The sequence below is a fragment of the Actinoplanes sp. CA-015351 genome, from assembly GCF_050955685.1.
Taxonomy (GTDB): Bacteria; Actinomycetota; Actinomycetes; order Mycobacteriales; family Micromonosporaceae; genus Actinoplanes.
Map to the genome: position 1 here is coordinate 4,990,261 of NZ_CP192102.1, position 12,195 is coordinate 5,002,455.

At 69.1% G+C, this 12,195-nt stretch carries 10 protein-coding genes; 6 read left to right on the plus strand and 4 right to left on the minus strand.

The features are described from left to right. Positions 1-83: 83 nt before the first annotated feature. Together ACQP2E_RS23000 and ACQP2E_RS23005 are read right to left on the minus strand one after the other, a co-directional pair. Positions 84-734, minus strand: a complete 651-nt coding sequence (locus ACQP2E_RS23000; protein ID WP_433825004.1) for a response regulator — start codon at positions 732-734, stop codon at positions 84-86. Beyond that, positions 731-1,888 (minus strand): sensor histidine kinase, encoded by a 1,158-nt coding sequence (locus ACQP2E_RS23005; RefSeq protein ID WP_433825005.1) that lies wholly within the window; start codon positions 1,886-1,888, stop codon positions 731-733. The genes ACQP2E_RS23000 and ACQP2E_RS23005 overlap by 4 nt, the downstream gene beginning before the upstream one ends. Before the next feature lie 43 nt (positions 1,889-1,931). Between ACQP2E_RS23005 and ACQP2E_RS23010 the strand changes: the two genes are divergently transcribed. Further along, positions 1,932-2,453 (plus strand): peptidase M23, encoded by a 522-nt coding sequence (locus ACQP2E_RS23010; RefSeq protein WP_433825006.1) that lies wholly within the window; start codon positions 1,932-1,934, stop codon positions 2,451-2,453. Positions 2,454-2,464: 11 nt separating this feature from the next. On the opposite strand, the gene ACQP2E_RS23015 is transcribed toward ACQP2E_RS23010, so the two are convergent. Next, positions 2,465-3,700: an Ig-like domain-containing protein gene (locus tag ACQP2E_RS23015; protein ID WP_433825007.1), complete on the minus strand. Its 1,236-nt coding sequence runs from the start codon at positions 3,698-3,700 to the stop codon at positions 2,465-2,467. Positions 3,701-3,969: 269 nt separating this feature from the next. Continuing rightward, on the minus strand, positions 3,970-4,437 hold the full coding sequence (locus ACQP2E_RS23020) for a peroxiredoxin (RefSeq protein ID WP_433825008.1): 468 nt from the start codon (positions 4,435-4,437) through the stop codon (positions 3,970-3,972). Between the two features lie 63 nt (positions 4,438-4,500). Here ACQP2E_RS23020 and ACQP2E_RS23025 point away from each other — a divergent pair, with 63 nt between their 5' ends. From ACQP2E_RS23025 to ACQP2E_RS23045, 5 genes are all read left to right on the plus strand, one after another. Continuing rightward, positions 4,501-6,129, plus strand: coding sequence for a diguanylate cyclase domain-containing protein (locus ACQP2E_RS23025; protein ID WP_433825009.1), 1,629 nt, complete (start codon positions 4,501-4,503; stop codon positions 6,127-6,129). Between the two features lie 212 nt (positions 6,130-6,341). After that, positions 6,342-7,232: an alpha/beta fold hydrolase gene (locus ACQP2E_RS23030; protein ID WP_433825010.1), complete on the plus strand. Its 891-nt coding sequence runs from the start codon at positions 6,342-6,344 to the stop codon at positions 7,230-7,232. 72 nt (positions 7,233-7,304) lie between these two features. Then, positions 7,305-8,285: a phosphotransferase family protein gene (locus tag ACQP2E_RS23035; protein WP_433825011.1), complete on the plus strand. Its 981-nt coding sequence runs from the start codon at positions 7,305-7,307 to the stop codon at positions 8,283-8,285. Continuing rightward, the gene (locus ACQP2E_RS23040; RefSeq protein ID WP_433825012.1) at positions 8,282-9,625 is read left to right on the plus strand and encodes an MATE family efflux transporter; all 1,344 of its coding nucleotides are present in this window, start codon (positions 8,282-8,284) and stop codon (positions 9,623-9,625) included. Before ACQP2E_RS23035 ends, ACQP2E_RS23040 begins: the two co-directional genes overlap by 4 nt. A 219-nt stretch (positions 9,626-9,844) precedes the next feature. Continuing rightward, positions 9,845-12,181, plus strand: a complete 2,337-nt coding sequence (locus ACQP2E_RS23045) for an exonuclease domain-containing protein (protein ID WP_433825013.1) — start codon at positions 9,845-9,847, stop codon at positions 12,179-12,181. Positions 12,182-12,195: the final 14 nt, after the last annotated feature.

Consider the following 12,195-nt stretch of genomic DNA (forward strand, 5'->3'; position numbering starts at 1 on the left):
GGGCGATCCGCATCGAAGATCATCGCCCTGTGGAGGGCGAACCGGGTAGCTCGCAAGAGGGATGGTCGGAAGATCGCGCCTGTTCAGGCCACTGTTCCTGTTTGGTAGGCGAGGATCACCGCCTGGACCCGGTCGCGCAGGGCGAGCTTGGTGAGGATGCGGGAGACGTAGGTCTTGACCGTCTCGTGGCTGATCACCAGCCTGGTCGCGATCTCCGCATTGGACAGGCCCTCGGCGATCAGGCGGAAGACTTCGAGTTCACGCGGAGTGAGTTCGGCGAGGCGCTCGTCGCGGGCCGGTGGCTTCACCCGGTCACCGAATCGTCCGACCAGTCCGCGGGTCACGGCCGGTGCCAGCAGTGCCTCGCCGCGGGAGACCGTCCGGATTCCCTCGATCAGCTCGGCCGGCTGGGCGTCCTTGAGCAGGAAGCCGCTGGCGCCGGCCCGGAGCGCCTGATAGACGTATCCGTCCAGGTTGAACGTGGTCACCACCAGGACTTTGACCGGCTCGGCGGCGTCCGGGCCGGCCAGCAGGCGAGTGGCCTCGATGCCGTCGAGCAGGGGCATCCGGATGTCCATCACGACGACGTCCGGTCGCAGCCGTCGCGCCTCGCGGACCGCCGCCTCACCGTCGGAGGCCTCGCCGACCACGTCGATGTCGGGCTGGAGTCCGAAAACGGTCACGAAGCCGGCTCGGATGAGGGCCTGGTCGTCGCAGACCAGCACGCGGATCATGCGGTGTCCTTGAGGGTCTCGTCGTGCGGCAACGACGCGCGTACCCGGAAGTCTCCGGATGGCGTGCCGCCCGCCTGGAGCGTTCCGCCGAAGATCTTGACACGCTCCCCCAGGCCGGTGAGGCCGCGGCCGGGCCGGTGCTCGCCGTTCAGCGACCCCTCGGTGACCACCTCGATCTCGGTGGCGTCTTCGGTGTGCCGGACGAACACCCTGGTCGGGCGGCCGCGCGCGTGTTTCACCGCGTTGGTGAGGCTCTCCTGGACGACGCGGTGGATCGCGAGGCCGAGGCCGCCGGCCGGGGCGTTCTCCGGGGAGTCCTCGGTGAAGTCGATGGGCTGGCCGGCCCGGCGCATCCTCTCCACCAGGCTGATGAGGGTGTCCTGCTCCTTCTGCGGGAGGTCGCTCCCTTCCAGGACGCCGAGCAGCCGCCGCAGTTCGGTGAGCGCCTCGCGGCCGGACCTGCTGACCGCGGCGACCGACTCGCCGGCGCGCTCCGGTTGCGGGCCGATCAGCAGGCCGGCCGTGTCGGACTGGACCACCATCGCGGTCACGTGGTGGGTGACGACATCGTGCAGCTCGCGGGCGATGCGGCCGCGTTCGGCGGTGATCGCGGCGCCGACGCTCGCCCGGCGTTTCCGGGCCTCCTCGGCCTGCCGGGCGCGCACCCAGGATCCGGCGCCCCAGCAGGCCGCGAGCACGGCGAAGAAGGTGAGGTAGTCGATCAGCCGCTCGGTGGAGCCGTTCGCGTGCAGGGTCAGCGCGAGCGCGGCGTAGGCGAGGGTCGCGACGATCGCCACGGTGCGCCGGTGGCTCTGCTGGTGCGTACCCACGCTGTAGAGCGCGACAAGCACCGCGAGCCCGGCCACCGTCGGCGGGTAACCGCCGATCTGGTAGGCGATGAACGTGGCGCCGGTGATCGCCAGGCAGAGAGCCGGCCATCTGCGGCGCAGGACCAGGGCCGCGGCCTGGATCAGCAGCAGGGCGAGGCTGAACCGATCGGCGCCGCGAAGGTTCAGCTCACCGACCGCGAGACCGAGCTCGGCGATGCCCGGGACGAACGCGGCAGCGATCAGCAGGGCCGCGGCCGCGACATCGTTCCGCCAATCTTTCTTGATCGTTCGGCCCCTTCTTGATCGTGGACCGGCCCTGATCAACTTATCGACGTTGATCGACGCTCTATGAAAGGTACTTCTCGTCGTGCGCGCGTTGTTCGTCCTTGCCGTCGCCGCCCTGATCGGCTTTCTGCTCAGCCCGCTGTTGCGCGCCGACGCGTCCTGTGTGCCGGCGCCCGCGGCATCTGCGGTGTCCCTGGAGAAGTGGTCCGACGATCAGGTCGCGAACGCCCGGGTCATCGTCACCATCGGCAACCAGCGCGGGGTTCCGGAGCAGGGCATCGTGATCGCGGTCGCCACCGCTCTGCAGGAGTCCCGGCTGCGCAACCTGCGCGGCGGCGACCGGGACTCCATCGGACTGTTCCAGCAGCGGCCGAGCCAGGGCTGGGGTACGCCGGGACAGCTTCGCGATCCGGCGTACCAGACCCAGAAGTTCTACGACAAACTGCTCACCGTCGACGGGTGGCCGGACATGAGGCTCACCGAGGCCGCCCAGGCCGTGCAGGTGTCGGCGTTCCCGGAGGCGTACACGAAGCACACCTCCTCGGCGACGCGGCTGGTGTCGGCGCTGAAGGCGCCGGCCTCGGCCTCGGCCTGCACGGTCTAGGCGTCGCGTTTTCAGGCGTCCCGGCCGTATTTGTCGAAGGAGACCGTCCAGTCGCCGAGGCCGTTCCAGATCGGCAGCTCGCGCGGGGTGTTCTTGACGTCGACGATGTCACCGACCCGGAAGTTGTTGTAGACCCACTTGGCGTCGGCGGTGCTGAGGTTGATGCACCCGTGCGACAGGTTCGCCCGGCCCAGCGAGCCGTTCCACGGAGCGGCGTGCAGGTACTCGCCGGAGTAGCTGATCCGGGTGCAGAACTCGATGTTCTCGGAGACGTAGTAGTTCGGGTCGTCCTTGTCGGTGACGCCGTAACTCGCCGAGCTCATCGTGTGCTTGCGCTTCTTGCCGAGCACGACGTGCGGGCCGCCTGCCGTCCAGTAGCTGATCTTCTGGCCGTTCGCGCCGGTGGTGCCGCCGCCCTTGCCGAGGCTGCTCTTCATCGTGCGGACCAGCTTGCCGTCGATGTAGACCTTCGTCAGGTGCGTCCGGTTGTCGCTGATCGCGATCAGCTGCCGGCCGATCTTGAAGCTGGTCGACGTGTTCTTCGCGCCGTACGTCGTCTTGCCGAGCTTCACGCCGAACGCGTTGACGCTGACCTTGATCGTCGAACCGGCGGCCCAGTATTTCGCCGGGCGCCAGTGCACGGTCTGGTCGTCTTTCCAGTAGAACTTGCCCTCGACCTTCGGCGACGTGGTGATCTCGATGGCCTTCTCGGCGGCCTTCTTGTTGACGGCCTTGCTGAACGCCACGATCACCGGCTGCCCGGCGCCGTACGTGCTGCCGTCCTTGAGAGCCAGCATCCCGTTGGCCTGGAAGGTCACCTTCGCGACGGCGGCCGGCTTCAGCGTGCTGAAGGTGGCGTCCTCGGTGCTCGTCGTTCCGGCGCTGTCCGCGGCCGTGGCGGTCACCTTGTACTTCTTGCCGTACGCGAGCTCACCCGTCGACTTCCAGGTGCCGTCGGACTGGATCTCGCCCTCGATCTTCGTCTTGCCCGAGGTGACGGTGACCGTCTGCAACGTGCCGTTCGCGGCGGTGACGACGATCGGCGTCAGCGGGGACACGTCCTTGTCCCCGGTCGCCGGCGTCACGCTGAACGCCACGGGCACGACCGGTGGCTCGATGTTCGCCACCGGCTCGACCCAGGTGGTGCCGCCGGCACCACTGGCCTTGCCGGACGAGGAACAGCCTGCCGCGGTGGCCGCAGCGGCCACGCCAACCGCGCCGATGATCACTTTACGTCGCCGAATCATTGCTCTCACAATCGAGGGGTCCCGGTCCGCGCCATCCGTGGCCATACATGAGACAAGACGCGAACAAGGCTCGAAAACGTTGCCTGCCGAGTCAATCAAGTTTTGGCGGAGGGTCATCCTTGCAGAATTTGATCATCTGCGGTAGACCGGCCGGTCAGGGCAAACGACTGCAGAACAGGGCATCTGGGATGTGCGTACACAGAAAATCTTTCGGTGTACGCGATCCCGGCCACACAGTGAAGACCATCGACGTCTTGCGGTACAGCCGCTTATGCCTTGGCGGCGACCGCCACGGTCAGCGCCTCCGCCGCGTGCTGGTTCATGTCCAGCTCGCTGTGGATCACGTCGAGGATCTTCTGGTCGGTGCCGATCACGAACGTCATCCGCTTGGTGCTCAGCGGGCCGAGGGCCAGCTTGCGCTTGACGCCGTACGCCGTGATGGTCGCCGAGTCCGGGTCGGACAGCAGCGGGTAGTCGAAGGTGTAGGCCTCGGCGAACTGCTTCTGCTTCTCGACCGGGTCCTTGCTGATGCCGACCCGCTGCACGCCGGCCGCGCGGTACTCCGCGCCCAGGTCGCGGAAGTGGCAGGCCTCCGCGGTGCAGCCCTTGGTCATCGCTCCGGGATAGAAGAAGAGCACGACGGGACCGTCCGCGAGGAGCTCGGTCAGCCGCCGCGGCGTACCGTCCTGGTCGGGAAGTGCGAAGTCAGGCGCGATGTCACCTTTACCGATACTCACCCGATCAGGGTACGTCGCTCCGGAAATTCTCAGGTCACGGCCGGACCGCCGATGTTATGCCGTGTGGCCGACAAGCAGTTGATGAAACCCGGTGACCGGGACGCCGTACTCGCCGCCCTGGTGGCGAAGTATCCGGACGCCTTCATCGCGGCGATCGCGTCGAACGGGATGTTCGCCCCGATGCCCCGGGAAGTCACCGACACCGGTCTGCGCCCGATCGAGGGTGCGTCCTCCATGCTCGGCCTGATCATCGAGGACGATCAGCGGCTGGTCATCGACGCCTGGTACCGGGTCGTCGCCGAAGGTGTGGCGAGCTGCCTGGTCCATCTGAAGGCCGCACCGGACTGCCGGGTGCGGATGCATTTCGTCGACGCCACGCACCGCTTCGGCGTTCACGTCGCCATCATCAACGGATCGGGCCTGTCGGCGGATCTGACGCTGCTCCCGGAGGTCGTCCGGCCCCGCCTGGTCACGATGATCAAGAACCAGGTCTCGGTGGTCACCGAGGTCGGTGCCGAGATCGGCCCGCTGCTCGGCTGGGCCCCGGCCGAGCTGATCGGGCAGCGCACCCTCGAACTCGTGCACCCCGGCGATCAGCAACGGGCCATCGCCAGCTGGATGGACATGCTGAGCACCCCGCACGGCTCGGCGCGGCGGGTACGGCTGCGCCACCTGCACCGGGACGGCCACACCGTGTGGTTCGAGGTGACCAACCACAACTACCTCGCCGACCCCGACGATCCGCGCGTGGTCGCCGAGATGCTGGACATCTCCGACGAGATGGCCGCACAGGAGGCCGTTCGCGCCGCCGAGCAGCTCATGCGGCGGCTCACCGAGACCATTCCGCTGTCCATCCTGCAGGTCACCCACGACGGCCGGATCACGTTCCTCAACGAACGCGCCGCGCGGCAGGTGAAAGCCCAGGTCGGCGACCTGCTCTCGCAAGCCGCGCTGGAATCGACCGAACCGGTGGACCGCCCGCTCGTCGCGCGGGCGCTGGCCGGAGTGCTGACCGGCCAGGACACCGATCTCGAGTACGGCCACCGGGAACCGGGCGCGGGGAACCGCCGGATCCGGGCGAACCTGCGGGCGCTGGCCGACGACTCGGGAGCCGTCACCGGAGCGATCGTCTGCCTGGCCGACGTCACCGAGGAGGCGTCACTGCGCGAGACGCTGTGGCGGCAGGCCACCTTCGACGCGCTGACCGGCTGCCACAACCGGGCCGCGACGGTGACCGCTCTCCAGGACGCGCTGACCACCACGGACCGGCACGCCGGCACCGCCGTGATCTTCCTCGACCTCAACTCCTTCAAACCCATAAACGATCGGTACGGGCACGCCGCGGGTGATCTGCTGCTCAGCCAGGTGGCGACCAGCCTGCGTGGCTCGGTGCCGCCCGGCGCCGTCGTGGGCCGCATCGGCGGCGACGAGTTCGTGGCCGTCTGCCGGGACGTCGGTGGCCGGGAGTCCGCCGAGCGGATCGGGGCCGATCTGCTCGCGGCGCTGAGCGCGGCCCGGGTCCAGGTCGACGGCGGCACTCTGGTGCCGCACGCCAGCCTGGGCGTCGCCTGGTCCGCGTACGGCGGCGGCAACCCGGACGAGCTCCTGGCGCAGGCCGACGCCGCCATGTACGCGATGAAGAGGAGCCGCAGCGACTCGCGGGCGCTCGACCTGACCCCGGTCACCGGGTGAGCGGGGCGCTTCAGGCGAACCGGCGGCGCCGTGGTCTCCAGCAGGGTTCGCGCCCGGTCGAGGCGACGGGAAAGCAGCCAGTGCGCCGGGGTCGTGCCGGTTCATGACCAACGACGGTGTGCTCGCCTCGGCCGCCGAGGGCTGAGCTGGCACCCGTGACCCGCGCGTCGGCCATCGCGGTCACGCCGTAAGGACTTTCGTATGGTGGCCTCATGGATCACGTAGAGGCCGGTGTACTGTCCGTCGCCTATGTCCAGGACGGCCCCTCGGACGGCTGGCCGGTCATTCTGTCGCACGGTTTTCCGTACGATGTGCAGGCTTTTGATCGGGTTGTTCCTGTGCTGACGGCGCAGGGTGCGCGGGTGATCCGGCCTTACCTGCGGGGTTTCGGGCCCACACGGTTCCGCGCTGCCGGCACGATTCGCAGCGGGCAGCAGGCCGCTCTCGGGTCCGATCTGATCGCGCTGGCCGGCGCGTTGCGGATCGAGCGGCCGATCGTGGCCGGGTACGACTGGGGTGGGCTGGCGTCCTGCGTCGCGGCCGCGTTGTGGCCGGAGCGGGTGAGCGGGCTGGTGTCGCTGGGCGGTTACGACATCATCGACATCGAGCGGCAACGGCACGCGTTCGATCCGGGCGTCGAGCACGCCGTGTGGTACCAGCACCTGTTCCAGAGCGAGCGCGGGCGCGAGGTTCTGGCCGCTCACCGCGCCGAGCTGTGCCGGATGCTGTGGCGGCAGTGGTCGCCGCGATGGGACTTCGGCGAGGAGACCTTCGCCCGGACCGCGCCGGCCTTCGACAATCCCGACTTCGTCGACGTCGTCGTCCACGCCTATCGGCACGCGCTCGGTGCGGCCGCGGGCGATCCGGCCTACGACGGCCTGGAGGCTCGCCTCGCCGGGCGGCCGGCGATCACCGTGCCGGCGGTGACGGTGGACGGCGCCACCGACACGCTGAAGCCGGGCGGCACGGCCGATCATGCGCCGATGTTCGCCGGCCGGCACGAGCACCGGCTGATCGATGCCGGTCACAACATCGCGCAGGAAGCGCCCGAGGCGTTCGCCGCCGCGGTGCTGACCGTGCGGGCCTGGACAGCCGGTCGGTGATGGCGCCACCCTCGCTGGAGAGCGCTCTCTCAGGTACGGTCACGTTTCGCATCCGGACGAGTTGAGGCGCCGATGGAGAGCATCACCAAGAACCGGCAGTCGCTGGACACGCTGCGCGCGATGATCAGTCGGGCTTACGGCCCTGCGCAGGTTCCTTCCGGTGACGACTGGGTGTCGGAGCTGGGGCACGGCTGGTTCAACGTGGCCTATCGGATCCGGCTGCGGGACGGAACCGAGGTGGTGCTCAAGATCGCGCCACCGCCGCACGTCGAGGTGATGACCTACGAACGTGGCGCGATGGCGATCGAGCTGGCGTCGTTGCGGCTCATCACCGAACGGACGAGTGTGCCGGTGCCGCGGGTCGATTACGCCGATCGCAGCCACGAGCTGTGTGACGCGGACTGGTTCGTCATGCCGTACATCGACGCGGACAACTTCGGCATCGTGAAGGGCAGCCTGACGGAGGCCGAGCTCGACGCGTACAACGAGGCGCTCGGCGCCGCCAACCGTGAACTCAACAGCATCCGAGGCAGCGCGTTCGGCCCGCTCGCCGGGCCCGGCGACCCCACCTGGCGGGCCTGCTTCACCCGCATGATCGGCGACGTCCTCACCGACGGTGAGCGTCGCGCCGTCGACCTCGGCTACGACTACGCCCTGGTCCGGGCCCTGATCGCCGCCAACCTGGACAGCCTGGACGAGGTGACCGAGCCTCGTTTCGTCGAGTGGGATCTCTGGAACGGCAACGTCATGATCCGCGACGGGAAGATCGTCGCGATCATCGACCATGAGCGCGCTTTCTACGGCGACCCCCTCATCGAGGCCGGTTTCACCGGCATCGACCTGCTCACGTTCGGAGACCCCACCGCATTTGTACGGGGATACGGCCAGCCCGAGTTGACCGAAACCGAGCGGCGGCAACGGCGGCTCTACACGCTCTACCTGGTCCTCATCATGATCATCGAGACGGACTACCGCGGGCACACCGGCACCGAGCAGTACGACTGGGCCCGCGAACGCCTGCAGGAGGTCGTGGCGCTGTTCGGCGCCGCGTGAGCGTCGCCATGCTCGGCAGCCGCCCGATCGGGCGGCTGCTCTGGCACACCTGTTCCCAGACCACCCTGTCGGTCGGCGTCTACGGCGTCTATGCCCTCACCAACGCCTGGTTCGTCGCCCGCGGGGTCGGGGCCGGCGCCATGGCCGCGGTCAACCTGGCCGCCCCGGTCCTGCTCGTCCTCGGCGCGATCTCCACCACCGTCGGGGCCGGCGGCGCGTCCCTGGTCTCGCGTCGGCTCGGCGCCGGCGACCCGGCCGGCGCCGCCCGCGCCGCAGGCAACGCCTTCGCCGTCTTCTGGCTGGTCGCCGCGCTGATCACCGTCGTCGGGCTGCTGTCGATCGAGCCCCTGCTCACCGCACTCGGCGCTGAGGAAGGCACCCGTGGTCTCACTCGTGACTACACCGTCGTGCTGCTCTGCGGGGCGCTCGTCTCGACCGGCTTCTCCAGCCTGGTCCGTGCCGAAGGACGGCTGCGGTTCTCCACGATGCTCTGGGTGGTGCCGGTTCTCGTACAGATAGCGCTCGATCCGCTCTTGATCTTCGGTTTTGGCTGGGGCGTCCGCGGCGCGGCCCTGGGCACCGTCGGCGGGCAGGCCGTCTCCGCGGCGATGAGCATCTGGTTCTTCTTCCTGCAGCGCGACCGGCCGTACCGGATCGCCCGGGCCGACCTGCGCCCGCACGGCCCGACGGCGCGGGCACTGGTCGGTGTCGGCGCGCCGTCGTTCCTGGCGGGTTTCGGCACCACGCTGCTAGCTGTGCTGATCAACAACACCCTGTCGCACGCCGGCGGCGCCGCGGCCCTGGCGGCCTATGCGGTCTGCGCCCGGATCCAGACGTTCGTGATGATGCCGCAGCTGGGCATCAGCCAGGGCCTGCAGCCGATCGTGGGATACAACGCGGGGCGTGGGCTGCACGGACGGGTGCTGCGAGCCAGGACGCTGGCCTTACGCGCCACCGTCCTCTATGGCGTGCTGGCGGCGATCACGGTTGCGGCGCTCGCCGGGCCGCTCGTGGCGATCTTCCTGCCCGGCGGCGGCACCGCGACGACGGCGGTTCAAGCCTTGCGCACCCTCGCGATCGGCTTCGTGGCTGCCGGGGTCACGCCGCTGATATCGACATACAGCCAGGCGCTGGGCCGGCCCGGGCTGTCCTACGCCCTTTCGGTGGGCTCACTGCTCATCGTCAAAGGGCCGCTTGTCATCGCCCTCGCCCACATCGGCGAGACCGGCGTGTGGGTGGCACTGGCGCTGAGCGACGTCGTCTCGGCGGTGGCCGCCCTGATCCTCCTGCGCCGCCTTCGTCTCGGATCCCCTGACGCGGCGCCGACAGGGTTGCCCTGACTCCGCCCGAGCCTGCGCTGCGGGTCCCGGGCCAGCCGTTGATGCGATCGAGGCCTCCCGGCTCTGACTTCCAGGACAACGGAGATTCGGTTGCCTGGAACACGCAAGCACGTCTTCACCGGGGAGCGACACGTCCCAATCTTCATGATCAACTGGCGGGCAGGCGGCGCCGGCCATCGGATGGCCGGAGGCGGACGCGGCGAACTAGCGTCTCCCGCCGTGGTAGATCGTTTCGGCCCGGCCGGTCCGGTAGACATGCGGCATCTGACCGAGGTGCATCGGGAAAGCTTCGCCATAGCGCGGCCGCGGATCGCCGTCGCAGCGGCAATGCCGGACAGGCGAGCGGTGTTACGGCACTACGAGCAGCACGCTCTGCGCGGTGTCAGCATGTTCGACCGGGCCGGACGTGCGCGGGCGCGGCAGACGGCGGCTCAGTACGCCGCATACTGGCTCGCCTCGCAGTGGGCGGAGAACGAGTCGCATCGGGCCGCGCAGCAGGCCGGCTTCGACGATCAGTGGCGGCGGCTGGCCGGCAACGACACCGACACCGTCCTGGGTGTCCTCACGGCTCGATTCGAAGCGGTGCCGGGGTACGCGCCGGTCGGGGTCGTGAACGTCGACGGCAATCGAGTCGGGCTGGCACTGACAGCTGCCGCGGACAGCGTGCTGCCGACCCGCCTGACCGGTGGACAGCGCGCTCGGGTTTACGAGGCGATGCTGAAGAGCCACGCATTGTCGGCGGTGAGGCAAGCATTCGCGTCGGCGCCAGGTCTGATGTCGGCGCAGGTGGTAGTGGTCCGGCACGACGCACGGCGGCCGTGCGTGCTCGCGTTCGAGGTAAGCCGTCCGGCGCTGGAGAGCGTTCGGTGGGACGTCGCGAATGCTGACGAGATCGTTGCGTCGGCAGGCTCTCAGGTTCTGACCAGACCAGAGGGCCCGTTCGGTGATCTCGGCCCGGTGGACGACCTGCTCGATGAGCTGTCCGTCGAACTGGCCGCTGGAGCGCGCAACGCCATCGCGGAAATGGCCGGCCGGCGAGGGGTGGAAGAATTAGCTGCCGGCGTCACCGGTTTCGCGATCGTCGACGTCGAGACGAGTGGACTGTCGCCGGAGTACGACCGGGTCGTCGAGATCGCAGTCGTCAGAACCGACAGCAACGGCACCATCGTCGACGAGTGGACCACGCTGGTGAATCCGGACGGGCCTGTCGGCAAGACCAGCATTCACCGGATCCGGGATGCCGACGTGGCCGACGCACCCCGGTTCGCGGACATCGTCGGGGAGCTCACCCGGCGCATGGCCGGACGCGTGATCGTCGGCCACAACGTGCAGTTCGATCTGCGTTTCCTGCATGCCGAATATGCCCGTGCCCGCCTGCGACTGCCTCGGGTCGTCTCGCTGTGCACCTATCAGGAAAGTCACGGTTACCTGCCGGATCTGGACCGGCGGCGGCTCGCCGACTGTTGCCATGCCGCGGGTGTGGCGCTCACTGACGCGCACGCCGCGCTGGAGGATGCCCGGGCCACCGCTGGGCTGTTGAGAACGTACCTGGGATCTGGGAGCAGGCTTGCCGGTGTCCACCAGCAACTGCCGGATCAGGCGGCCCGGATCGGGTGGCCGCGCGTTCCGGTGACCAGCGCGCGGGTCAAGGCCCGTCCGCCGGTCGCCCCTCCGCCGGTCCCGGCGCCGGCCGGCGCGCTGGCGGCGCTTCTCGAAGACTTGCCTGTCTCGGACACACTCACGGATGGAGCACCGCCGGCCGCGGCCGGATATGTGGAGCTTCTCGCTGAGGCGCTGGAGGACGGTGTACTCACTCAGGAGGAGGTGACAGCGCTGGCGGACCATGCCCGGTTCGCGGGGCTGTCGCGCGCCGATGTGGACAGCGCTCATCATGGATTCATGCTGGCGCTGGCGCACAAGGCGGTTGCCGACGGCCGGGTGACGAACGAGGAGCGGCGGGAGCTGAGCGACGCCGCGGAAATCCTGGGTCTGCCCAGCGGCATCGTGAAGCGGCTGCTGGCGGAGGCGGACTCGGAATGGGTCACGCAGTTGAGCCGTGACTGCCGCCCGTTGCCGGACGGATGGGCGCACGGTGAACCGTTGCTGGTCGGACAGAAGGTCGCCTTCACCGGTGGGGAACCGAACCGGCGTGAACGGCTGGAGATCGCCGCGCGGGCGGCAGGGCTGCGGGTGATGAACAACGTGTCCGGAGTGACGGTTGTCCTCGTGACACCGGACGCCCGGCCGGAATCGCGGAAGGGTGAGGCGGCCGGCAAGCACGGGACGCGCATCGTGCGGCCCGGCGTTTTCGAGCAGCTGATTGCGTACGTGCAACCGGCTCCACCGGTGCTCATCGTGCACCAGCCCTCAGCCGATGGAACGGCCGTCACCGCGAAGGCAGCGGTGGCCCGCGGCGGCCCGGCACTGGGCGTGCCGGTACCGCCGGCGGTCGTCCGGGCCTGGGCCCGTGAGAACGGATATGTGGTCGGACCCAGGGGTCGGTTGCCGCAGGAGGTGCAGGAGGCATTCCTTGCCGCCACCGCCACGCCAATCTGAGGCGACCTGAGCGG

Coding starts and splice junctions, on each gene's coding strand:
- ACQP2E_RS23000 (WP_433825004.1), bottom strand. CDS start 734: ATGATCCGCGTGCTGGTCTGCGACGACCAGGCCCTCATCCGAGCCGGC.
- ACQP2E_RS23015 (WP_433825007.1), bottom strand. CDS start 3,700: ATGATTCGGCGACGTAAAGTGATCATCGGCGCGGTTGGCGTGGCCGCT.
- ACQP2E_RS23030 (WP_433825010.1), top strand. CDS start 6,342: ATGGATCACGTAGAGGCCGGTGTACTGTCCGTCGCCTATGTCCAGGAC.
- ACQP2E_RS23035 (WP_433825011.1), top strand. CDS start 7,305: ATGGAGAGCATCACCAAGAACCGGCAGTCGCTGGACACGCTGCGCGCG.